At 43.7% G+C, this 23,389-nt stretch carries 20 protein-coding genes; 9 read left to right on the forward strand and 11 right to left on the reverse strand.

Annotated features, from left to right (window positions below; translation table 11 throughout):
• Positions 1-562: 562 nt before the first annotated feature.
• From L5M17_RS01025 to L5M17_RS01045, 5 genes are all read right to left on the reverse strand, one after another.
• On the reverse strand, positions 563-838 hold the full coding sequence (locus L5M17_RS01025) for an HU family DNA-binding protein (RefSeq protein WP_006086318.1): 276 nt from the start codon (positions 836-838) through the stop codon (positions 563-565).
• 340 nt (positions 839-1,178) lie between these two features.
• The gene (locus tag L5M17_RS01030; protein ID WP_105252836.1) at positions 1,179-2,090 is read right to left on the reverse strand and encodes an ABC transporter ATP-binding protein; all 912 of its coding nucleotides are present in this window, start codon (positions 2,088-2,090) and stop codon (positions 1,179-1,181) included.
• Positions 2,087-2,917: an ABC transporter permease subunit gene (locus tag L5M17_RS01035; protein WP_263138239.1), complete on the reverse strand. Its 831-nt coding sequence runs from the start codon at positions 2,915-2,917 to the stop codon at positions 2,087-2,089. Before L5M17_RS01035 ends, L5M17_RS01030 begins: the two co-directional genes overlap by 4 nt.
• Before the next feature lie 161 nt (positions 2,918-3,078).
• Positions 3,079-3,750 (reverse strand): YceH family protein, encoded by a 672-nt coding sequence (locus L5M17_RS01040; protein WP_263138240.1) that lies wholly within the window; start codon positions 3,748-3,750, stop codon positions 3,079-3,081.
• Positions 3,751-3,883: 133 nt separating this feature from the next.
• Positions 3,884-4,726, reverse strand: a complete 843-nt coding sequence (locus tag L5M17_RS01045; protein WP_006086322.1) for a S1 RNA-binding domain-containing protein — start codon at positions 4,724-4,726, stop codon at positions 3,884-3,886.
• Between the two features lie 599 nt (positions 4,727-5,325).
• Between L5M17_RS01045 and L5M17_RS01050 the strand changes: the two genes are divergently transcribed.
• The 8 genes from L5M17_RS01050 (at position 5,326) to L5M17_RS01085 (ending at position 12,210) form a co-directional block, all read left to right on the forward strand.
• Entirely contained in the window at positions 5,326-5,478 is a 153-nt protein-coding gene (locus L5M17_RS01050; RefSeq protein WP_011846564.1) for a hypothetical protein, read from the forward strand.
• Between the two features lie 487 nt (positions 5,479-5,965).
• Positions 5,966-7,879 (forward strand): biosynthetic arginine decarboxylase, encoded by a 1,914-nt coding sequence (gene speA / locus L5M17_RS01055; protein ID WP_028760330.1) that lies wholly within the window; start codon positions 5,966-5,968, stop codon positions 7,877-7,879.
• Between the two features lie 159 nt (positions 7,880-8,038).
• Positions 8,039-8,980 (forward strand): S-adenosylmethionine decarboxylase proenzyme, encoded by a 942-nt coding sequence (locus tag L5M17_RS01060; RefSeq protein ID WP_263144836.1) that lies wholly within the window; start codon positions 8,039-8,041, stop codon positions 8,978-8,980.
• Between the two features lie 28 nt (positions 8,981-9,008).
• Positions 9,009-9,647, forward strand: a complete 639-nt coding sequence (gene pdxH / locus L5M17_RS01065) for a pyridoxamine 5'-phosphate oxidase (RefSeq protein WP_263144601.1) — start codon at positions 9,009-9,011, stop codon at positions 9,645-9,647.
• 60 nt (positions 9,648-9,707) lie between these two features.
• Positions 9,708-10,160 (forward strand): YaiI/YqxD family protein, encoded by a 453-nt coding sequence (locus tag L5M17_RS01070; protein ID WP_263144604.1) that lies wholly within the window; start codon positions 9,708-9,710, stop codon positions 10,158-10,160.
• 155 nt (positions 10,161-10,315) lie between these two features.
• Positions 10,316-10,891 (forward strand): YceI family protein, encoded by a 576-nt coding sequence (locus L5M17_RS01075; protein ID WP_263144606.1) that lies wholly within the window; start codon positions 10,316-10,318, stop codon positions 10,889-10,891.
• A 176-nt stretch (positions 10,892-11,067) separates the two neighbouring features.
• The gene (locus L5M17_RS01080) at positions 11,068-11,424 is read left to right on the forward strand and encodes a DUF3802 family protein (RefSeq protein WP_028760326.1); all 357 of its coding nucleotides are present in this window, start codon (positions 11,068-11,070) and stop codon (positions 11,422-11,424) included.
• Positions 11,425-11,847: 423 nt separating this feature from the next.
• The gene (locus tag L5M17_RS01085; protein ID WP_028760325.1) at positions 11,848-12,210 is read left to right on the forward strand and encodes an STAS/SEC14 domain-containing protein; all 363 of its coding nucleotides are present in this window, start codon (positions 11,848-11,850) and stop codon (positions 12,208-12,210) included.
• Positions 12,211-12,233: 23 nt separating this feature from the next.
• Here L5M17_RS01085 and L5M17_RS01090 read toward each other — a convergent pair whose 3' ends face one another.
• The 3 genes from L5M17_RS01090 to nhaB form a co-directional block, all read right to left on the reverse strand.
• Positions 12,234-14,852 (reverse strand): PAS domain-containing protein, encoded by a 2,619-nt coding sequence (locus L5M17_RS01090; RefSeq protein WP_263144608.1) that lies wholly within the window; start codon positions 14,850-14,852, stop codon positions 12,234-12,236.
• Positions 14,853-15,012: 160 nt separating this feature from the next.
• Positions 15,013-15,540 (reverse strand): disulfide bond formation protein DsbB, encoded by a 528-nt coding sequence (gene dsbB / locus L5M17_RS01095; RefSeq protein ID WP_028760323.1) that lies wholly within the window; start codon positions 15,538-15,540, stop codon positions 15,013-15,015.
• Between the two features lie 89 nt (positions 15,541-15,629).
• The gene (nhaB, locus tag L5M17_RS01100) at positions 15,630-17,231 is read right to left on the reverse strand and encodes a sodium/proton antiporter NhaB (RefSeq protein WP_028760322.1); all 1,602 of its coding nucleotides are present in this window, start codon (positions 17,229-17,231) and stop codon (positions 15,630-15,632) included.
• A gap of 301 nt (positions 17,232-17,532) precedes the next feature.
• Between nhaB and fadR the strand changes: the two genes are divergently transcribed.
• Entirely contained in the window at positions 17,533-18,249 is a 717-nt protein-coding gene (fadR, locus tag L5M17_RS01105; protein WP_028760321.1) for a fatty acid metabolism transcriptional regulator FadR, read from the forward strand.
• An 84-nt stretch (positions 18,250-18,333) separates the two neighbouring features.
• On the opposite strand, the gene L5M17_RS01110 is transcribed toward fadR, so the two are convergent.
• The 3 genes from L5M17_RS01110 to L5M17_RS01120 form a co-directional block, all read right to left on the reverse strand.
• Complete coding sequence (locus L5M17_RS01110; protein ID WP_263144610.1) at positions 18,334-19,860, reverse strand: SpoVR family protein; 1,527 nt, start codon at positions 19,858-19,860, stop codon at positions 18,334-18,336.
• 9 nt (positions 19,861-19,869) lie between these two features.
• Positions 19,870-21,138: a YeaH/YhbH family protein gene (locus tag L5M17_RS01115; RefSeq protein WP_006081286.1), complete on the reverse strand. Its 1,269-nt coding sequence runs from the start codon at positions 21,136-21,138 to the stop codon at positions 19,870-19,872.
• A 66-nt stretch (positions 21,139-21,204) separates the two neighbouring features.
• Complete coding sequence (locus L5M17_RS01120; RefSeq protein ID WP_105253139.1) at positions 21,205-23,139, reverse strand: PrkA family serine protein kinase; 1,935 nt, start codon at positions 23,137-23,139, stop codon at positions 21,205-21,207.
• Between the last annotated feature and the right edge of the window lie 250 nt (positions 23,140-23,389).

Below are 23,389 nucleotides of genomic sequence, written 5' to 3' on the forward strand. Positions count from 1 at the left end.
ATGGCCGTCATTATTCCTTAAGGCATTGATTAAAACTACCTAGCCGATCACAAAAAAATTACACTCAAAGTATTATTTACCTAAATATAATTTAAATATTTTCTAGGGATTAATATACAGTAGGATTATTTTTGTACAGAATCATTGGTGATTCATCTCAGATTTGCATCATTATGGCTTTTTAGATTGGTAATATAAGTAACTAATTTGGGGATAAAATCTACAATAAAACTCACGTAGTTATGGTGATTTGAATTTACTCTGAGAAATATTCTTTAGTTAATTAAATACTGTTTTTGTCAAGGTATTCTTTGCCTCTTTTTACGTTATCATTAAAGTTGTTTGTAGCCGTTTTAGCATAATTTCGGGCTTAAGAACTGCGGAAATAAGCCGTTTCCCTTCGGCGGGCTAAAAGTCTGAAAAACCATTGATACACACGAAAACAGCCTCTAAATAATTCACGCCCAAGTCCGCAGTGATTGATCGTTCTTTGCAAGCGATCAGGTTACGAATTGGGCTTTGTTTCCTTATTACGGTAAGTTCTGGTGAGTTTTAGGCGATATCAGCGATTGATTTGCTGCTTCAATGCGGTTGAGGCTTTAAAGCTGGGCTGATTGTAACCGTCGATTTCTATGGCTTCGCCCGTTTGTGGATTACGCCCTGTTTTAGCGACATGGTATCTGAGTTCAAAGGTGCCAAATTGTGGCAGGAAAATTTTCTCGCCTTCGCTCAATGCGACGTGGATCTGTTGCAGTATCTGCTCAACCACAGGTTTAGTGCTCGCTTGCGATGCATTGAGCTCGGCGGCAATACGTTGGATAAGTTGTGCTTTGTTCATAGAAACCTCTGAAGTCAGCTTAGGTTCAATCGAAGGGGAGTTATAACAAGCTCGTCCCGAGATTGAAAGCCATAGCAAGCTCAGCGCGGTTGATTGGTGTTTTATTGACAGGCTTGTGAAGCTTTTGGTGATTGTGTGTTGCTAAAGTAAGTACAAGTTTGTCGGATTGAGTGGTGGGCTGATTTTACTGGGCGAAGTGACTGACTTAATTTAAAGGCTTATTGAAAGCCTTAGTTTAAAACCTTAGTTAAAAGGCCTAAGCGCAAGGCGTATTGCGCTTAGGCTATGGATTGAACACTATTCAACCGTTGGGTGATGAGAAATCCCTTTTAACGCTTGCCTATGAAAAGAGTGTTTCTTCCAGAGTGCGACCTTTCAGCAGCATCTTGTATTGCCATTGATGCTGATTGAAGAGGGCGAATAGGCGCATCTCAATATCACTGTTGTGCGCTTTTTCTGTATTTGTGTCTAGCTGGATAATAAACACATTGCTTTGTTTTGAGCTGATGTTCACCACTCCCGCCAGTTTTGCCACTTCCGCTTGCAATGCATCGCTGTCACAGTTTTGCATGGTTAACGTCAGGTAATCGCTGTCGGTCGACGCATGCATTGACACCGCTTGACTCAGTTGGCCTTTATCTAAATACAACACTTGATCGCACAGCTTTTCGAGCTCATCGAGATTATGGGAGCTGATCATAAAAGTTGTGGTGGGTGATAAGGCTTTAACCAGTTCACGGACTTTTTTTGCATTGGCAGGGTCGAGTCCCGCTGTCGGTTCATCTAATAATACTAATTCTGGCGAGCCAATCAGCGCCTGCGCAATCGATACACGTTTACTCATACCGTGGCTAAGGCTAGGCGGTTTTTGCTCGGCAACATCAATTAGATCGACCAAGGCCAACACGCGCAGTGCCTCTTGCTTTGCTTGCTCTAGGTTCATGCCCTGCAGGCGAGCGAAAAATATTAACTGGCTGACAATCGTCAAGTTGGGATCGAGCACTGCATCTTGGGGTAAAGCGGCAATCTTGCCTAAGAGTTTAGGGCTATTGGGGGCTTCACCGAGTAGGGTTATGGTTCCAGAGCTGGGTGATAAATAGCCGCATAACAGGCTAAAAAGCGTGGTTTTACCCGCGCCATTGGGACCGACAAGGGCGATGGGGGCACCCGCTTCAAGACTGAAACTCACATCATTCAGCGCCTTTTTGCTGCCGTAAAGCTTCGACAGCCCTTGGCATTGGATCAGACTCATAGCGAGCTCCTTTGCATATAAATTCTGCCGAGCAAGAGGGCCACAGCGGTTTGTAACAGTGGAATAGGGGCATAGACTAAGCTATTGAGTCCATTGGTATTGAGCATGTCCGACAGTTGAGCACCGGGTAATACCCACTGGAGTTGTGCTAGTAGGCTAGATTGATTCGCTAACACCACGATAGTGATGGAAATCACCGTCCATAAAATGGTGGCAAACACCATAGCTTGGCGTGCCGTGCGCGCATACAGGGACAATAAAGTCATCACAGCCGTGTAGGGCAAGATCACTATGATGAGGTTAAGGCCCACTAAGGCGCCAGACGTTAACGCAGATAAAATCAGTTGGCTGTCGCGGCTGAGCGCGAGGGCGACAGTGGCGATAATCGTTAATAGGATCAGTAAACCTTGGATCAGAATTTGGCCGAGAAAACGGCCGAACAATAAGCTGTCACGGCTAGTGCGTATGGTTAAAAAGCGCAGCGTGCCGCGGGTTTTATCCGATGAGAACTGATCGGCGGCGATAAGAATACTGAACAGTGGAAACAAATACAGCGCAAAACACCAAAACACTGCCATTTCGGCCACGGGCCACTCAAAGAGCACATTGAGGGTATTGGCACCAAATAAGCTGTCGATGATATCTTTTACATTGGGCTGCAATAACATGGCCGATGCACTTTGAATGGGGTAAAGCAGAAGTACACCCCAAACTAAACCAAAGGCGACCAAGGCGATGATCCCGCGGGTATTAAATAAAAATTTGCGCAGTTCAAACATGGCGATAATAAACATGTTGTTGAAACTGCTGGGTGGATTATTGGTCATGTGCTGTCTCTATTCTTTTTTGCGCTAGGTTCAGGGGCTATGGTGCTTGGCGCGGTTAAGTTTCTCACCCTTGGGTAGACAGTGGATTGGTCCATAAGTGCCATGTTGCTCACATAGCACTTATTATCCATCGGTATTTATCAGTCATTATCTATCGCTAATTAGCTCAATGAGGCGATTAATTCATCGAGCTTTTGCGTCAGTTCGGCGACTTGTTGTTCAAGCTCTGTCACTCTGTTCACTAATTCAAGCGGCTCTGCGTCTACAGATACAGCGACATGGGCTAAGGGATGACTTGTGCTATGGGATTGACTAGCACTTTCGTGCGATGACGCTGCAGAGAATAATTCCACATAACGGGATTCACGGCGACCAGCTTCTCTGGGTAATTGTTTTAAGAAGGGCTTTTCACGGCTCATTAATTGACGGATGCAATCTTCCACGTCGATCACGTCTTTAAATTCGTGTAGGCGGTTGCTGCGGGTCCGTAGTTCTCCCGGTGTTTGCGGGCCACGTAATAGCAACAAACAGACGATGGCGAGTGCGGCGGGGGACAGTTGAAGTTCGCTGAATTCGGTATTGCAGAACCTGTGTTTGTATTTAACGACGCGGCTGCCGAATCCCGACTGTTCGCTGATCAAACGTTTCCGATTTAGGGAATCAACGGCGATTTGCACTTGGGTTTCACTGAGTTCGAGTACGGGCTCGCGGCTGGTTTTTTGATTGCAGGCTAAGGTCAATGAGTTTAGCGAGAGTGGATATTGCTCAGGGGTGGTGATTTCTTTCTCAAGCAGGCATCCGATGACTCTGGCTTCGTGTAACGTGAGTTCCATATAAGCTCCAAAGAAAAAAGCATGGCTTTGTTTATAACAGAGCCATGCTTAATATCCTAGGAGTTGTCAGTCAAACTCTGCCTTAGTGGCGGTAAACTGTACAATTTTAACGCTAAGTCCTGAATAGAGTTGATTATTCTGCTGTTTCAGTTAAACGCAGACCATCATTATCTATGCTCAGTTGGCCATTCTTAAATAAGCCACCTATGGCTTTTTTGAAGGCTTTTTTACTCATACCAAGCTGATCGTAAATGATTTCAGCATCGGTTTTATCGGTCAGGGCTAAGAAGCCGCCAGCCTGTTTGAGTTTTATCAGGATAATGTGGGCATGCTTATCTAACTCTTGTTTACTGCCTTGTTGCAGCACAAGATCGATTTTGCCGTCGCGGCGCACTTGTTTGATGAAACCTTTGAGTCTTTGGCCGAAACGCAGTTTTTGGAACACTTCGTTTTCGTAAATCACGCCCCAATGGGCATGATTAATAATGGCTTTGTAGCCTAAATCTGTGGTGCCGCCGATGTATAAATCGACCTGCTCACCGACAGTGTACTCCGGCTCAGTCTTATCGAGGAACTTATCGATTTTTGATGAGGCCATGATGCGTTCATCGGCGCGGTTGGCGTGTACATAGACCAGATATGAGCGGCCTTCTTCAATAGGCTTATGTTGCTCACCGAAGGGCAGTAATAAGTCTTTATCTAAGCCCCAGTCTAAAAAGGCGCCATAAGGACCGGTTGCGACAGCTTTTAAGTAGGCGAATTCGCCTACCTGTGCCAATGGACGGCGCGTGGTAGCAATTACGATATCTTCAGAATCTAGATACAGAAACACGTCAAGCAGATCACCGACTTGGCAGTCTTTTGGGGTGACTTTGTTTGGCAGCAGTACTTGCCCTAATTCGTGGGCGTTTAAATACACGCCAAAGCTGACTTGTTTTACAACCTCAAGTTTGCAGGTTTTACCTATCTGTACCATGGATCTCTCTGTGCATAATGGAATGTGATTCGGTTGCGATTATACACTTCGGTGCTGAAACTGCAGCATTATTGTCTTTGAGCTTTATCTTAGCGTGTGTGAGTCGTCACTCAGCGCAGGCTTAACCACGCATTGTGTCTCGGAGGAACCACCGATTTGTGGCTGGGTTTGGCGCCGTGATAATTGGTTGTTTGGTTTCACTTAATATTGGCAAATGTGCATCACTTGAGTGACACACAAAAATCAGGGATATTTGCAGGGGTAAATGTCAATAAAAGTGACAAAGGTGATATAAAAAATATTGAACAGACTCGTACGATGTTTATGGGTTAACTAACTAATATTACTCTATTTAAAACCAATGGGTGGCGGGTGGTTGTTAAGCAAGTGTTTATTATATTTTAATGCAAAAGATTAAATGAGATTCTTGCTTGCATTCTGTGACATTGCGCGGTTTAATTGCGCCGTTCAACGATTCCGCTCGTTGCAGACATTACAAATATTACGTGAGTAATAAAGGTTTTATGGTTCACCAGTCATTAACCGTGTAATTGACAACATATCGATTTACATGGGGTTAAGAGGGTTTTTATTAGCTAATGCACAAGCATCCATTTTTTGCACTTTGCCTAAAAGTGTCACAATGCCAACGCTCGATTGTCGTACCATACGATGATACTGGCCTTAAGCATCTCACGTTGATCCGCATCAATTCTGGCCGCGAAGAAGCCAATAGTCCCCTGTTAAAATAATCTTGCCTAGCGATAAGCTGGTTTGGCGTGTTCGCTAGTTCAGTGTTATCGGTTTTCGTTTTCTACTTGTGTTATCGGTTTCTGAAGGTCTTAACCTCTTTCGAACGTCTTTAAGCTACTTATTAGCTTGATGTTTTAAGGATACGACTCAGGATCTTATTTGGCTTTTTGGCGGTATTTGCGCCCTCTAGCCTGAGGATAAATGCAAGCTAGGCAAGTAAAGATAGCTTTACTGAGGTAAGGGAATAAGCTTTCCCTTCAATATGATACGATGTATTGCGCTAAGATGAGTTGTCTCTTGCGCTATTAATGAAAATCGCAGCAATGTCACTTACACTAGCGTGACGTTGCGGCATTAAGGAGAAGGTAAAATCTACCTTCGTGTATGTCAGGTAAGGTGTCCCTTTGCCTGGGTTTGTCGAACGGGCGGTTGTGCTATTAAGCCATAACCGTTTAACCCATTTTTTAATAGACGGGCTAAATAATAATGAATGATTGGTCTATTGATGATGCTCGTGCTGGGTACAATGTTACTCACTGGAGCCAAGGTTTTTATGGGATTAGCGATCAAGGTGAGGTGACTGTGTCACCGGACCCCAAAAATCCTGATTACAAGATTGGCTTAAATGAGCTAGCCAAAGACATGGTTAAGGCGGGAGTCGCTTTACCTGTACTAGTTCGTTTTCCGCAGATCCTGCACCACAGAGTGAACAGTTTGTGCCAAGCATTCGACCAAGCGATACAGAAGTACGAGTATCAGGCGGACTATTTGCTGGTTTACCCGATTAAAGTAAACCAACAGCAAACTGTGGTGGAAGAGATCCTGGCGAGTCAGGCATCAAAAGAAGTACCACAACTGGGTTTAGAAGCAGGCAGTAAGCCTGAGCTGATGGCTGTGTTAGCCATGGCGCAAAAAGCCAGTTCAGTCATTGTATGTAATGGTTATAAAGATAATGAATATATCCGTTTAGCACTGATTGGTGAAAAGTTAGGCCACAAGGTTTACATCGTTTTAGAAAAACTGTCTGAACTGAAAATGGTGTTAGCTGAATCTAAACGTCTGGGTGTGACACCGCGTTTAGGTCTACGTGCACGTTTAGCGTTCCAAGGCAAAGGCAAGTGGCAGGCGAGCGGCGGTGAAAAATCTAAGTTCGGTTTATCTGCTGCGCAAATTTTGTTGGTTGTAGAGCAACTTAAGCAACACGATATGCTGGATTCGCTGCAATTGCTGCATTTCCACTTAGGTTCGCAAATCGCTAATATCCGTGATATTCGCCAAGGTGTGAGTGAAGCGGGTCGTTTCTACTGTGAATTACGTGAATTAGGTGCAAGCGTTAACTGCTTTGACGTCGGTGGTGGTTTAGCGGTGGATTACGATGGCACTCGTAGCCAAAGTAATAACTCGATGAACTATGGCCTGACCGAATACGCTAACAACATAGTTAACGTATTGACCGACATCTGTAATGAGTACGAGCAACCTATGCCACGTATTATTTCAGAATCGGGTCGTTACTTAACGGCGCACCATGCTGTGCTTATCACCGATGTTATCGGTACTGAAGCTTATCAGCCTGAAGATATTCAACCGCCAGCGGAAGATTCACCACAGTTATTGCATAACATGTGGCATTCATGGTCTGAGATCAGCGGCCGCGCCGATCAACGTGCTTTGATTGAGATTTACCACGATAGCCAAAGTGACTTACAAGAAGCGCATTCGCTATTCGCTTTAGGTCAATTGACCTTAGCGGAGCGTGCGTGGGCTGAGCAAGCTAACCTGCGCGTGTGTCATGAAGTGCAAGGGCTATTGAGTGCGAAAAACCGTTATCACAGACCTATCATTGATGAACTCAATGAAAAGTTAGCCGATAAGTTCTTTGTTAACTTCTCATTATTCCAGTCATTACCGGATGCTTGGGGTATTGACCAAGTGTTCCCAGTATTGCCGTTATCAGGCCTAGATAAAGCCCCTGAGCGCCGTGCTGTCATGCTCGATATCACCTGCGACTCTGACGGTATTGTCGATCAATACGTTGATGGTCAAGGGATTGAAACCACGCTGCCAGTGCCAGCATGGAGTGCGGATAGCCCGTACCTGATTGGTTTCTTCCTTGTGGGTGCATACCAAGAAATCTTGGGTGATATGCATAACCTGTTTGGTGATACAAACTCAGCAGTGGTTCGCATCGAAGATAATGGTGTGACTAACATCGAATCTGTATTGGCGGGTGACACGGTTGCTGACGTATTGCGTTACGTTAACTTAGATGCGGTGGCCTTTATGCGCACTTATGAAGAGTTAGTGAATCTGCATATCGCCGAAGGTGAACGCGCACAAATTTTAGAAGAATTGCAACTAGGGCTGAAAGGCTATACCTATTTAGAAGATTTTTCTTAATTTCTAGCGTGTTAAAATAAATCAGCCTTGGGTAACCTCGGCTGATTTTTGTTTTTATAAGGACAGATTTTTCACTTTTATTGCCGTTTTAGTCGTGTAAAATCGCGTTGTTCTAGGATCAAGTAAAGGATGAGTGACGATCATGAGGTCAAAGGGTTGATGTTTTTTGAAGGTTCAGAAAAAAAACTCGAGATTATCGTGACGGCGTCTGCGCCGAATTTACGAGAACTCGATGTGAGTTTTTGGTCTGCCTTAGTCAACTGTGCCCACGCCGAGATACTGTCGCAGTTAAGTAATGCGGACTGTGATGCTTATCTGTTGAGTGAATCCAGCTTGTTTGTATGGCACGACAGATTTGTCATGCTCACCTGTGGTAACAGTACCTTAGTGGACGCCGCTTGTTACTTTATCGGCGCGCTTGGCGTGCCTGCCATGGCATTGGTGAGTTATCAGCGTAAAAACGAATACCAAGCTCATCTGCAAACCACGAGTTTTTCCGAGGATATTGGCAAACTGCGCCAACGTATTGCCGGTAAAGCCTTTCGAGTAGGCCATCTCGACTGCCATCATCACTATTTTTTCTGCTCTGACAGTGATTATCGAGCACCAAAGGATGATCAAACTAGTGAGCTGTTGATGTACCACATTCGTGGCGAATTTGCTGACTATCTTAATGGCGGCTCGCAGAGTAAAGATGAGATTTGCGCAGCACTCGAACTTAACGATTTACTCCCTGAATTTGAGATTGACGCCCATTTATTTGATCCGTCAGGCTTTTCGATGAACGGTCTTTGGGGCAAATATTATGTTACTTTGCATATTACGCCTCAAAGCGAGAATGCGTGCGCTAGCTCCTATGTGAGCTTTGAAACGAATCTGGATTTAGCCTTATATCCGCAAGATCTATTGGGGCGTCTATTAACCTTGTTTGCTCCTGTCAGTTGGGACACAATCCGCTTTAATACCGACGACTCAACGCAGGGATTTCCTGCCCATTTATGCTTAGGGCGGTGTTCATTAACGACCGAGCAAGGTTATAACATTGGTTTTAGCCACTATCAGCAGCTTCAGGCTGAAGTGCTGATCCCTGAACTCATGTGAATTTTTGGTGTTTGCTTAAGGAAACCCTATGACAGATCTCAGTGATATCCGCCGCGAGTATGCCAAAGGCGGCTTAAGACGTGCCGACTTACCGCAAAACCCGATGGACTTGTTTGAATTGTGGATGACGCAGGCGAGGGATGCTGAGCTTAGCGATCCCACCGCCATGTGTGTGGCGACTGTAGATGAGCACGGCCAACCTTTTCAACGAATAGTATTACTTAAGCGTTTTGATGACACAGGTTTCGTATTTTTTACTAACCTTGGCAGCCGCAAAGCACAGCAAATTGCTGCTAATAATAAAGTCAGTTTGCATTTCCCTTGGCATCCTCTAGAGCGTCAAGTATCTGTGCTTGGTGAAGCGCAGGCACTGTCCACCGCTGAAGTGCTTAAATACTTTATGACCCGTCCTAAGGACAGCCAAATTGCGGCTTGGGTATCGCAGCAGTCGAGTAAACTCAGCGCGAGACAAGTACTTGAAGGCAAATTCTTCGAAATGAAAGCTAAGTTCGCCAAGGGCGATGTGCCTTTACCCAGTTTTTGGGGCGGTTACTTAGTGAGACCTTCGAGTATTGAATTTTGGCAGGGTGGAGAACACAGGCTGCATGATCGTTTTATGTATACTCGCCATGATGCAGAGTGGGAAATCGATCGTTTAGCGCCTTAGTACGGCGTATAGCTCGGCATAAAATTGAGCTCGTGAACCTAACAACAGAGTTAAAAGACATTGAGTGATTATAAAATTTGGGTTGATGCGGATGCATGCCCTAATCCTATCAAAGAAATCCTGTTTCGAGCGGCAGAGCGCAAATCCCTGCCGCTGGTGCTGGTGGCTAATCAAATGATCCGCGTACCGCCATCTCCCTATATCAGCCAAATTCGAGTCGGTGCGGGATTTGATGTGGCAGATCAATATATTGTCGATCATGTGGAACCGACGCATTTAGTGATCACTGCGGATATCCCCTTAGCGGCTTTAATCATTGAAAAGGGCGCCTTGGCGCTCAATCCCCGTGGCGAGCTTTATACCGTCGATAACATAAAACAAAAGCTGACGATGCGCGATTTTATGGAGGATTTGCGCGGTTCTGGCGTGCACACCGGCGGGCCTGATTCGTTTTCTCAAGCAGATAAACAAGCTTTTGCCAATAGCTTAGATAAATGGTTAGTGCGCGTATGAATCATAGTTTACTGGTCGCTAATGGATAAACAGAGTATCTTTAGCTTAAGTTAGGTGATGTTGATCACGTTTAACTGGGCAGGATTTTAGCCTGTTGCGGATGTCGATTTTCTTTACGACATGGCTTTTAAACTCACTATTTAAGGACGGATACGATGAAAAAATGGATGGGAATTGTCGCCTTATCTGCTATGGCCAGTTTTAGCTGTGCCGCGCAATGGCAAGTGATAGAACAAGATTCGCGGGTCAGTTTTATTTCGGTAAAGAAAGGTGATATAGGTGAAGTCCATCACTTTAAACAACTCAAAGGTACGCTAAAAGATAACGGTCAATTTGAATTAACAATTCCACTAATCGGTGTGGCAACGGGTATTGATGTCCGCGATGAGCGGATGCAAAATTTGTTATTTGAAGTGTCTTTGTATCCAGAGCTGAAACTGTCATCACAAGTAGACCCTAAGATACTAAAAAATCTTGGCGTCGGTGAGAGTAAAGTTTTTGATATTGATGGAAAAATTGCGTTACACGGCAAATCGCAAACTAAGGCTTTTTCGGTGATTATCACTAAAGTTTCTGATAACAAACTTTTAGTGAACAGTTTTCAACCGGTAATTGTTAATGCCAATGAGTTTGATCTTGTGGCTGGGATTGATAAATTACGTGAAATTGCGGGTTTATCGAGCATTAGTCAAGCTGTTCCTGTGTCATTTGTACTAACCTTAACTCAGTAACTTCAATAAGATTGGTATAGATCAATACGTCTGTTATCGAAGATAGGCTAGAGTTAAATAAGTGGCGTATGCGAGATCTTGATAAGAAGCCGAGCTTTTGGCTTCTTTGATATTTTCTGATGTGCTATTAATAGCATCACAATAGATATTAAGTTAATGAGTTTAAAGGGTAAAAAATGGTCACAGATAAAGATGGTTACATGCATTTGGTCCAGTATTTAACTGAACATCTTGGCTTATTTGAAACACCAGGTTCAGAGGTAGTTTCAGACGATACTGTGATGGAATTATTTGAAGAGCAATTGTCGGCACAGATCATTATGGTGTGTGGCCAAAACCCATCGTTGTCTTTTACGCAACGTAATGTGATTATCCGTGAAGTGGATGCAATTGTGTATGATTTAGAAGAGATTTTAGCTTCAGTTGCCAACCATAAAGCGACTCCCGCACAGACTTTATTTATTACTGAGTTTTCTAGTTTGATTAAGAATTTGTTCGATCAAGAAATCGCTAAACTTCAAGTGAGTGCTTAGTCAGAATAGCAATTAGATTATTTATTAATGCATGATTTTAGGTAAGTCATGACTAATACTATTTTTTAGCAGCGTAAATCACCATCGTTTGAGTACCATGTGTTTCCTCACACTTATTGTTAACCTCGAGCAGTAGCAGCCTTGAGTGTGAGGTAAATATCTGCTCTTTGCTTCACCTCATGTTATTTCGTATGGTCACCATTTTTCATCGAGTTCTGCGACTAAGTTTTGTTGCTGGGTTATGCGAGTTATCGCTGTGGATTCGCTCCTTTTGGCGTCATTTGCATTGCTGATGTGTATGTATAAAATGGTGTTAGCTTAAAATAAAAAGCCCATCTTTCCCGCATTTATGTCATTGTCTGTGTATCTTTAGTGTATGAGCTTTAACTATTTTTCCCTTCATGTATTGATAAGGAGTGTTCAATGCTAACGATTTCTTCGGGTCATGCCGATGATATATTGGCTGTGGTCGCATCTGGCCGTGTTAACCATGGGGATGTTGAAGGCTATTTGGTTCCCGCCATAGAAGCCAAGCTGCAAGACCACGCCAGTATTCGCCTTTGGTACGAGTTTTCCCCTGAATTTGAAGGTATATCCGTTGGGGCCCTGTGGGATGATGCGGTATTAGGTTTATTTCATTTAAGTGATTTTTCAAGGGTTGTGATGATTGCCAATGCCACTCAAACAAATGCTATGGTTAATGCGCTAGCCTGCATGCTGCCATGTCCGGTAAAGGTATTTACCGCCGATGAACATAGCCAAGCCAAGGCATGGTTAGATCAATAACGCACCTTTGTTTATTGCGGTTCTCAACCTGTACTCAGTGGCCAACGACATTGAATGTGTGTGCCTTGGTTCAAGTGGCTACTGATGCTAAGGCTGCCATTGAGATCATTTTTAAGCCACAGATTTATACAGGTCAGCGTTCCAAGGCAGAGTTCTTGCGCTAGTTCTTGCCGTAACTGTGCGAGTTGCGGCTCTGTCATACCTATCCCATTATCGATAATACTGATGTGTAACTCTTCACTCGACTTGTCGATATTAATGGTTATTTCACGCTGTTCATTGTGAGCTTTAAATGCATGATTCAACGTGTTGGTGATTAGACGATAAAACAGCTGCAAATATTGCCAAGAAGGGCCATCAATGATGATATTTTCTTCGCAATTTAACGCTATTTCCACATTTGTTTTAGCTAGTTGTACCTTTAGCAACCCTAAGAGATGGCGCATAAATTGTGCGAGATGCAGTGGCCGAATGTCATTTTGATGATTCGTTAATAACTGGGCAATATGTCGCAATTTATCTGCCTGAGTCACCATGATTTCGGTAATCTGATTTTGGTCGTTAGCATTATCTATTGGCTGAAGTTGGCACACTTTGGCGAGTAGCTGATCTTGCTCATGCATAATTTGCGTCATCATTTCAGCTAGAAAATTTTGCATTAGCTGTTGGCTTTGTTCACGACTGAGATTGAGTTGATGATGCTTCTCAAGTAATTGGGTTGATTTGTCTTGGAGCAGATGGAGTTCATGGTTATGTTGATTACTGAGGCGAACTTGTTCTTGTAGGTGATTAAGCGCCTCGACTTGCCCTAAAAGTAACTTTTCTTGTTCTTGCTCTTTAATTTTTTGTAAGGTGATATCAAAGGCGATAGCACCGACTGCAATAACGGTATCGTCATCATCTTTGATCTTAAATTTAGTCACGATATAAATAAGATTGCCTAGGGGCGATGGAATAGCTTCTTCGAAGTTTATGGCTTCATGATTATGCAGAACGCGTCGATCATTTTGTTGATACTCGTGGGCAAATTGGCTGGGAAATATCTCAAAATCAGAGGTGCCAATAATGCGTCTGCGTTCTATACCTAAGATTTCACAATATTTGTCATTGACGAGAATATATTTACCGTGAAGATCTTTGATATAGATGAGATTTTGAGAAAATTTAAGTAAAGCCCTCAATTGTTCTTTATGGCGCTTTAACTCCAGTTGAAACAGGTTTTGGCTCTGCAATTGCTGTTCTAGTGCCAGGTTACTCGCATCTAAGCTCGCCATTGCCACTTCAAGCTGTCGAGTACGCGACAGGAATGTTTTTGCCAATAAGCCAATTTCGTCATGGCTGTTATTGGCTTTGAGTTCGATAGAGGCGGAATCATTACGTTTTAAGGCTTGGACGATTTCAATAATGGGGGTGATAAATAGTCGGTGCTGGAGTAAGAATAATAGAATTAAGCCTAATAGTTGAATACAGACTAAATAAACGCCGACCTTTTCGATTAAATGTTTAGCGGTATCCTGCAGCGGTGAAATTGGGGTGACGACAAGTACCTTCCAATAGGTATTTGGCATGAGAAATACCGAAACGAGGGATGCCGTTTTAAGGATTGGATCATGGGCCAAAGTTACCGACGTCAGTAATTTCGGGGCAGTAAAATGATTTAAAGCATTGTTATTTACGATGGCCGCTAACATGTCACGCTCATTTTGATGACTTAGTCTCGTTAGATGCTGCATCTGTTCTTGGGTAAAAACGCGCTCGGCAATCGCCGCTTCTATAAAGGCTTTATCTGCACTCTGTAATGCGACTTCGACGGGGCTGAAATCTGGCTGTTGGCTGGCGAGATGATTGAAGGTGACGAAAGAATGATTGGTATTGGTTTGATGCTTAAGATAGTTATTGGCATCTGGATAGGCGAGTACTTGGTTTTGATGATCTAAGGCTATGACATAGCCTCTGACATTAATCATAGTATTGCGTAATAGCACATTAAGCTTTTCTAAACTGATATCCACAGTGGCGGCACCAATAAACTGATGGTCCATCCACATAGCGCCTGAGGCTGTGATCATTGACTCATGGGTTGTCGGATCGAAATAAGATTTTGACCAGAAAATTTTACCTGCAGGAAAATAGCGCGTCGGGCGATACCATTCTTCGGTGTGGTAGCTTGGGAACGTGTCTTTGTTATAGGAATCAATGGCGACTAATTCATCGTTTACATTGTGTGCCCAAAACAGGCTATCTCGAAATTTTTGCTGATTAAACGCGCCGGGTTCCGGCCAGACGCCGCCACCAGAGATGATGCGTTGTTGACTATCGAGCTTCAGCAACGTGGGAATGGTTTTCACCAGTTGCTCATGATCATAGCGGTAAAGTTTGGCAATACTGGAAATAGAGTCGACTACGGTTTCAACCTGTGAAGTCATTTCTTGCAGTTTGGCGATAATCAACTGGCCATAGTTTTGGTTTAACACGGCTTGCTGATCAAGAACTTGTTGGCGTTGAATGCTCAGCATCACCCAAGCTGTACTACAAATCAAAATAGCGGCAATGACGAGCTGAATAAGGCTAAATTTGAATGGCAAACTGTTTTGCCATTGGGTTAATGGCGTGTGTGGCTCAGATGTCGAACTTTTTCCCATAATCCCCAGTTTCCAAATCACCACTTTTCATTGAGCCAGTGTAGCGCTTTCTCACTGTTTTGCTATTGGCATATGTTTAAGTTACGAGGATTGAATGGGATAAGTGGAATACAATCGTCAATAAAAAGGCAGGTTTTATGCCTGCCTTATCTCAAACTTGTTATTTATAAAGAGACGGTTTATTTGAACCACTTAGGACAGGCACAATAAAGAGTAACCAAGCGACTAAGAAGCCACTGAAAGCCACTACCATCCATTCGGGCATCGTTACACCCATAAAGACCCAAGGTACATCAGTACACATGCCAGTAGGCATCATAACGGCAGGGAACCATTCGTGTAATGGCATCCAAGCTGGAAATTCAGGTAAGAATGAACAGGTTGAAAAAGGGGATGGGTTGGCTTGCATATCTACGAGCGATAAGGCTAGTTTTAATCCCCAAGTTGCACTGATGGCCCAGAGCACGGCAGCTAAGATCCTGACTATTCGATATTTGGGTGCTGTCATGCCAATGAGACCTGCTGCCAATAAACCAAAAATAGCGAGTCTTTGGTAAATACACATGACACAGGGTTCCAGTTTCATGACATATTGAAAATACAGTGCGGCTGCTTCTAACCCAAGGGCTGTGCCTGCGAGAATAAACCAAGATGAACGGGAATGGGCAAAGCGAGTCATTACAGTCAAAGTGAGCTCCATATCAACAAAAAACGCCCTCAGACATGGGGCGTTTTTTGGACTCTACTTATTAAATAAAGTTCAGTCAATAAAGAAGATTAATGTCCAGTCATCGGCTCTAAAACTTCACTCGCGCTGTGATGGATGATTATCTGGGAATCATAGAAATATTGGGTAGCTTGTTCTAAGAAACCCGTTTGAATCGCCATGACACCTACGATAGACAGCACGATAGTGTAAGGCAATGCCATCCATACCATTCTGCCATAGGATAAGCGAATAAGTGGCGCTAGTGCTGAGGTTAGTAGGAATAAGAACGCCGCTTGACCATTGGGCGTGGCAACCGAAGGTAAGTTAGTTCCAGTATTAATCGCAACGGCCAGCAAGTCGAATTGATCACGGCTGATTTGACCGTTAATCAATGCCGCTTTCACTTCGTTAATGTACACAGTGCCGACGAACACGTTATCACTCACCATAGACAGCAATCCGTTGGCGATATAGAAAATCACCAACTGAGTATTGCCTTGATAACTCAGTGCCCATTGGATCACTGGTGCGAATAAGTGCTGGTCGATAATCACGCCAACAACCGCAAAGAAGACAGCTAATAACGCGGTAAAAGGCAGTGCTTCTTCGAAAGCTTTACCGAGGGCATGCTCATCGGTAACGCCGTTAAAGGCTGTGGTTAAAATAATCACAGAAAGACCAATTAGGCCCACTGAGGCCAAGTGCAATGCAAGTCCTGCGATCAACCAGACACCCACTAAGGCTTGGACGATTAACTTCATGTTGTCTTTATTGGTACGGCGCGCATCTTCATGGGCGGCATATTCACATAAGATCCGATGAACGGCCGTTGGCAACTTAGCGCCATAACCAAAAATGCCAAATTTCTCAACTAAGTAACAAGTTAAGATACCCGAGATTAATACAGGAACAGTAACGGGTGACATACGCACGGCGAATTCACCAAATTGCCAATTTGCTTGCGCGGCGATAATAAGGTTTTGTGGTTCGCCCACCATAGTACACACGCCGCCCAGTGCAGTACCCACACCCGCATGCATTAACAGATTACGTAGGAAACCACGGAATGCACTGAGTTCTTCTTCGTTTAACTGATCTTCACCATCATCATTTTTACCTTCAGAGGTATGATCGTGATCAGCGCCGAAATCTTTTCCAGAAGCGACCTTGTGGTAAATAGAATAGAAACCCACAGCGACCGCGATAATGACGGCAATAACCGTTAACGCATCTAAGAAGGCTGATAAAAAGGCTGAAGCCAAACAAAACATTAATGACACTAAAATTTTAGAGCGCACTTTAGTAATGATTTTTGTGAAGCCAAATAGCAGCAATTGCTTCATGAAATATATACCAGCGACCATAAACACCAAGAGTAATAATACTTCGAGGTTGGCTTCTATTTCATGTAAGACTTGGCTTGCCGATGTCATTCCGATCGCGACGGCTTCAATTGCCAATAATCCGCCAGGCTGTAATGGATAGCATTTTAATGCCATTGCTAAGGTAAAAATAAATTCTAGAACCAATACCCAACCAGCCACAAAGGGGTCGACATAGAAAAAGAGTATTGGATTGATAATTAAAAATGACAGTATTGCGGTTTTGTACCACTTAGGAGAATTTCCTAAGAAGTTCCCAATAAACGCCTGACTCATTGTCGCCGGCATGGCAGCCTCTCTTCTAATTATGTTAAAAATTGCACGTGATTATTATCAATACCTGCGTTAGTTAAATGAGTCTAGCCTAAAGAGAAAGCTAATGTAATGAGTTACTGATACCGACATTTCAAAAAGCGGAGCTAAGCGGCAAAATTGGCCCATCCTGTATTGACCTTGGTCGTTTTTTTGAGCGATTCTGTGACATTTACACGGCGATAACACAGTGATTTTAAGTGAATGGTTTCCATTTTTTACCGCTCTGGTATGATCAGTGACCATTACGACGCACAACAACTGGATAAGTGGGCTGATGATTATCAATGCCAAAGGACCTGCAAGTTTTGCAGAGAAGTATATTGTGAGATCAATTTGGGAAAACAAATTTCCTCCAGGGTCCATTTTACCGGCTGAACGTGAGCTTTCAGAATTGATTGGTGTGACTCGCACCACTCTGCGTGAGGTGCTTCAGCGCTTGGCGCGTGACGGTTGGCTGAAAATTCAGCATGGCAAACCAACACGGGTTAACAACTTTTGGGAAACCTCAGGCTTAAACATCCTTGAGACTATTGCTGATTTGAATCCCGAGGGTTTTCCGGTATTGGTTGACCAACTCTTGTCAGCTAGAACGAACGTCAGTGCTATCTATTTTCGCGGTGCTTTGCGTTATAACCCGGATACCGCTGTGGAGGTACTTGCAAAGATTCACCAGCTTGAAGATACGGCTGAATCCTATGCTGAATTTGACTACTTACTGCATCACACCTTAGCGTTTTCGTCTGGAAATCCACTTTACGTTTTGATATTAAACGGATTTAAAGGTTTGTATAGTCGAGTTGGTCGTTATTACTTTACCAGCTCAGATGCGCGTTTATTAGCATTGAACTTTTACAAAGAATTAGAACTGTTGGCTCAGGCGAAAAATTACCTCGACGTCTCTGCGCTGATGCGTACCTATGGCATGAATAGCGGTAAGATGTGGTTACAATTACGCGAAGATATGCCAGCTTCTATTGCTCAAGATCATTAATCTCTGTGAGTGATATCGCGTTAAGATAGCGCTAAATAAACAAAAAGGCCGTTTCAATTGGAAACGGCCTTTTTATTGTGCTTATTATTCTGGTTTATTGACTTCAGGGCAGGATGCTAAGACGCTAATACTCGCATCTGCATTTTTTTGCTCTAAGGTGACAGTGAAACCCCATAATCGATGTAAATGCTTTAATACTTCTTTATGGCTATTGGCTAAGGGAATATCGTTATTTGGCACATAATGTAAGGTTAAGGATCGATCACCGTTGATTTCCACATTATGTACTTGGATATTCGGCTCAATATTAGACAGGTTATATTGTTGTGATAGTAACTGGCGAATATCTTGATAGCCCCGTTCATCGTGGATCGCGGATACCGAAAGATAATTGCGTTTCTCATCATCATGGATACCAAACAATTTAAATTGGCGGATAACTTTAGGTGAGAGATATTGGCTAATAAAACTTTCATCTTTAAAGTTTTGCATCGCAAAGTGTAACGTTTCTATCCAATTACTGCCGGCAATGTCGGGAAACCAAGCTTTATCTTCATCGGTTGGATTTTCACAAATACGCCGAATATCGGTGAACATGGCAAAACCTAAGGCGTATGGGTTGATGCCACTGTAATAACGACTGTTGTAATCGGGTTGAGCCACAACGCCTGTATGACTTTGCAAAAACTCGATCATGAAGCGGTCAGTAACCACGCCATCGTCGTATAAGTGATTCAAGATAGTGTAATGCCAGAAGGTTGCCCAGCCTTCATTCATCACTTGAGTTTGTTTTTGCGGATAAAAATATTGCGCCATTTTACGCACAATACGGATTATTTCCCTTTGCCATGGTTCAAGCAAAGGTGCGTTTTTCTCGATGAAATATAAAATATTTTCCTGCGGTTCAGCGGGGAAGCGGCGTTTTTTAGATTGAGACTGCTCATGTTGATGGGTAGGAATGGTGCGCCATAAATCATTTACTTGGCTTTGAAGGTAAGCCTCGCGATCCTTTTGTCTTGCTTGTTCTTCCCTGAATGAGATTTCAGAGGGACGTTTATAACGATCGACACCGTAGTTCATTAGCGCATGACAGGAGTCTATGACGCTTTCGACTTGTTCTACACCGTATTTTTGCTCGCAGTCACTGATGTAGTTTTTAGCAAAGACAAGGTAGTCAATAATCGAGCTCGCATCTGTCCATGTCTTAAATAAGTAATTGTTTTTAAAAAAGCTGTTATGTCCGAAACAGGCGTGAGCTATCACCAGCGCCTGCATTGTGATGGTATTTTCTTCCATTAAGTAAGCGATGCAGGGGTTAGAGTTAATCACAATTTCATAGGCGAGCCCCATTTGGCCACGTTTGTAACCTTGCTCGGTTTCGATAAAACGTTTGCCAAAGGACCAATGGGTGTAACCAATGGGCATACCAATGCCCGCATAAGCATCCATCATCTGCTCAGCGGTGATGACTTCAATTTGATTTGGGTAAGTGCTGAGCTTATACAGTGCTGCTACCCGTTCAATTTCCTTGAGGTAGTCCTGCAGTAGCTCGAAGCTCCAGTCGGGACCATCGCTCAGTGGTGTCCAAGATGTTGATTTAGTTATCCCCATAGTGCCCCCTTAAACCGCTTGTTTCTTGAATAGCTCCCTAAAGACAGGGTAAATATCTTCGGCTTGACGTATATGCTGCACGGCGATGTTGTCGTAATGCTGTTGCAGGGATTCATATTCGCGCCACAGGGTTTGATGGGCGCGATTGGTGATTTCGATATAGCTGTAGTAGCGCACGAGTGGCAATATTTTTTGTTCTAACAATTGCCTACAGGTAGGTGAATCGTCAGCCCAGTTATCACCGTCGGATGCTTGGGCTGCGTAAATATTCCACTCATCGGCGGGGTAGCGGGCTTGTTGAATTTCATGCATTAATTTCAATGCACTGGACACTATGGTGCCGCCTGTTTCTTGCGAGTAAAAGAACTCGTGTTCATCGACTTCTTTGGCTTGGGTATGGTGGCGAATGTAAACCACTTCTAAATTTTTATAGGTACGGGTGAGGAACAGATACAGCAAGATATAGAAGCGTTTTGCCATATCTTTAGTTGCCTGATCCATAGAACCAGACACATCCATTAAACAGAACATCACAGCTTGACTAGAAGGGATTTCCCTTTTGGAATAGTTATTAAAGCGTAGATCGAAGGTATCGATAAACGGCACTCTGGCAATCTTTTGTTTTAACTCCTCAATTTGGGCTTTTAAATCCAAAATCAACTCTGCCTTAGTACCTGGAATATTTTCCAGTTCAGCAAGCTCTTGTTCTAACTCTTTTAATAGTTTCTTTTTACTGGCCGACATCGCAATGCGACGAGCAAGGGATGAACGTAATGAACGGACAATATTGATGTTAGCGGGGACGCCATCATTGGTGAACCCAGCACGGTAGATTTGGTATTCCACCAGTTTATTGAGGCGATTTTTTTGTAGATTGGGGAGTTCTAAGTCCTCAAACAATAACTCTAGATACTCGTCTTTAGAGATTTCGAACACAAAGTCATCGTCGCCTTCACCCGAGTTTGAGGCCTCACCTTTGCCCGAACCGCCGCCTGAACCACCAGGTGGTCGGTCAATTTTATCGCCACGGGTAAATTGGTCATTACCGGGATGCACTCTATCCCTGACACCGCCTTTGCCTTGGTGAAACATAGGTTCACTGATATCCCGTGTTGGGATACTGATTTTTTCGCCTTTATCTACATCCGTTACGCTGCGACGAGTCACTGCATCGCTGACGGCTTTTTTAATTTGTTGCTTATATCTATTGATAAAGCGTTGGCGGTTGACTGTGCTTTTTCCTTTCGCATTCAACCGTCTATCGATAAAGTTCGCCATACGCACCTCCCAAAACCCAGCGAAGGCTTTGGCAACACCAAAGCCCTGTACTTAGTTAGCGCAAGTTTAAGAAGATTTACGAACTCGTAAATACCACTCAGACAAGAGTCGGACTTGTTTTTTGGTATAGCCTTTCTCCATCATGCGATTGACGAAATCATCGTGTTTGCGTTGATCGTCGTTCGACGTTTTGGCGTTAAAGGAAATAACAGGCAGTAAATCTTCTGTGTTGGAGAACATTTTCTTCTCGATCACAGTGCGAAGTTTCTCGTAGCTGGTCCATAGCGGATTGTTACCCTCATGATTCGCGCGGGCGCGCAGCACAAAGTTGACGATTTCATTACGGAAATCTTTAGGATTACTGATCCCCGCGGGCTTCTCAATCTTCTCAAGTTCAGCATTGAGGGCGGCGCGGTCAAATAGCTGACCTGTTTCTGGGTCGCGGTATTCTTGATCTTGGATCCAAAAATCGGCGTAAGTGACATAGCGGTCGAAGATATTTTGGCCGTATTCAGAGTAAGACTCTAAGTAAGCGGTTTGAATTTCTTTACCGATAAACTCCACATATTTAGGGATCAAATAACCTTTTAGGAATTCAAGATAACGTTCGGCGGTATCACCGGGGAACTGTTCTTGTTCAATTTGCCGTTCGAGCACATAAAATAAATGCACTGGGTTGGCGGCGATCTCTGAATGGTCGAAGTTAAATACCCGCGACAAAATCTTAAAGGCAAAACGAGTGGATAGTCCATTCATGCCTTCATCGACACCTGCGTAATCACGGTATTCTTGGTAAGACTTAGCCTTAGGATCGGTATCTTTCAGGCTTTCACCGTCATATACCCGCATCTTAGAGTAGATGGAGGAGTTTTCAGGGGGCTTGATGCGTGACAACACACTAAATTGCGCTAAGGTTTCTAAGGTGCCGGGAGCGCAGGGCGCTTTCGATAACTCAGAGTTGATTAGCAGTTTTTGATAGATTTGCAGTTCTTCTGAGACCCGTAAACAGTAGGGCACTTTGACTATGTAAACACGGTCGAGGAAGGCTTCGTTGTTTTTGTTGTTTTTGAAGGTTGACCACTCGGATTCGTTTGAGTGAGCCAGAATAATCCCGCTATAGGGCAGGGCCGATAAACCTTCTGTGCCGTTATAGTTACCTTCTTGCGTTGCAGTCAGTAGTGGATGCAGCACTTTAATTGGTGCCTTAAACATCTCGACGAATTCCATCACCCCTTGGTTTGCACGGCACAATGCGCCTGAATAGGCGTAAGCATCGGGATCATCTTGGGAGAAATGTTCGAGTTGCCGAATATCGACTTTACCGACAAGGGACGAAATATCTTGGTTGTTTTCATCACCAGGTTCAGTTTTCGCTATTGCCACTTGGTCCAGAATGGATGGAAAGACTTTTACTACGCGAAATTTGGAGATATCGCCACCAAACTCATGCAGACGTTTTACCGCCCAAGGTGACATGATGGTTTTCAGATAACGGTTGGGAATGTTGAATTCCTCTTTTAACAGCTGTCCATCTTCTTCCACATCAAACAGGCAGAAGGGGTGATCGTTGACTGGGCTGCGGACTCCATTCGCGCTCAGAATGTAAATGGGCACTTTTTGCATTAGGGCTTTGAGTTTTTCGGCTAGCGATGACTTACCGCCGCCCACTGGGCCCAGTAGGTATAGAATTTGTTTGGATTCTTCTAATCCTTGAGCCGAGTGCTTTAGGTAAGCCACAATTTGCTCTATGGCGTCTTCCATGCCGAAGAAATCTTTAAATGCGGGATAGCGTGAAATAAGTCGATTCGAAAAAATACGGCTAAGTGTTGGATTTTTTGCGGTATCAATGACTTCTGCTTCACCAATTGCAAGCAGTAGTCGCTCTGATGCTGACATGTAAGCGCTGCGATCTCCCTTGCAGATGTCCAGAAACTCCTGCAAAGAATATTCTTCATCGAGTTTTTGTTCGTAGCGCTTTTGGTAATGCTCGAAAATGCCCATATAAACCCCCTGAAACGCCAGTGATGTCATGGAACGGATAACTGGCTAGCCAGCCTCCTACTCTAATCTTAGACACAAACTCACTATCTGTGTCAAAAAAATATCAAATAAAAACAATAACAAATAGTTGCAAACGCAATTATTGCACTTGTAGTTAGCGGAGGATAAATCGGTGGGATAAGGGATGGGCGGCAAACGAGGGGCATAAAAAAAGAGCCACTAGGACTCTTTTTACTGGGATTAACCCACT

This window comes from Shewanella sp. SW24 (genome assembly GCF_025653395.1).
Lineage (GTDB): Bacteria > Pseudomonadota > Gammaproteobacteria > Enterobacterales > Shewanellaceae > Shewanella > Shewanella oncorhynchi.

Coding starts and splice junctions, on each gene's coding strand:
- L5M17_RS01085 (WP_028760325.1), top strand. CDS start 11,848: ATGCTAACGATTTCTTCGGGTCATGCCGATGATATATTGGCTGTGGTC.
- L5M17_RS01035 (WP_263138239.1), bottom strand. CDS start 2,917: ATGACCAATAATCCACCCAGCAGTTTCAACAACATGTTTATTATCGCC.
- L5M17_RS01120 (WP_105253139.1), bottom strand. CDS start 23,139: ATGGGCATTTTCGAGCATTACCAAAAGCGCTACGAACAAAAACTCGAT.
- L5M17_RS01060 (WP_263144836.1), top strand. CDS start 8,039: ATGTTTTTTGAAGGTTCAGAAAAAAAACTCGAGATTATCGTGACGGCG.
- L5M17_RS01025 (WP_006086318.1), bottom strand. CDS start 838: ATGAACAAAGCACAACTTATCCAACGTATTGCCGCCGAGCTCAATGCA.
- L5M17_RS01110 (WP_263144610.1), bottom strand. CDS start 19,860: ATGGGGATAACTAAATCAACATCTTGGACACCACTGAGCGATGGTCCC.
- speA (WP_028760330.1), top strand. CDS start 5,966: ATGAATGATTGGTCTATTGATGATGCTCGTGCTGGGTACAATGTTACT.
- L5M17_RS01030 (WP_105252836.1), bottom strand. CDS start 2,090: ATGAGTCTGATCCAATGCCAAGGGCTGTCGAAGCTTTACGGCAGCAAA.
- L5M17_RS01080 (WP_028760326.1), top strand. CDS start 11,068: ATGGTCACAGATAAAGATGGTTACATGCATTTGGTCCAGTATTTAACT.
- L5M17_RS01090 (WP_263144608.1), bottom strand. CDS start 14,852: ATGGGAAAAAGTTCGACATCTGAGCCACACACGCCATTAACCCAATGG.
- nhaB (WP_028760322.1), bottom strand. CDS start 17,231: ATGCCGGCGACAATGAGTCAGGCGTTTATTGGGAACTTCTTAGGAAAT.
- L5M17_RS01050 (WP_011846564.1), top strand. CDS start 5,326: ATGCACAAGCATCCATTTTTTGCACTTTGCCTAAAAGTGTCACAATGC.
- L5M17_RS01040 (WP_263138240.1), bottom strand. CDS start 3,750: ATGGAACTCACGTTACACGAAGCCAGAGTCATCGGATGCCTGCTTGAG.
- L5M17_RS01115 (WP_006081286.1), bottom strand. CDS start 21,138: ATGGCGAACTTTATCGATAGACGGTTGAATGCGAAAGGAAAAAGCACA.
- L5M17_RS01075 (WP_263144606.1), top strand. CDS start 10,316: ATGAAAAAATGGATGGGAATTGTCGCCTTATCTGCTATGGCCAGTTTT.
- fadR (WP_028760321.1), top strand. CDS start 17,533: ATGATTATCAATGCCAAAGGACCTGCAAGTTTTGCAGAGAAGTATATT.
- L5M17_RS01045 (WP_006086322.1), bottom strand. CDS start 4,726: ATGGTACAGATAGGTAAAACCTGCAAACTTGAGGTTGTAAAACAAGTC.
- pdxH (WP_263144601.1), top strand. CDS start 9,009: ATGACAGATCTCAGTGATATCCGCCGCGAGTATGCCAAAGGCGGCTTA.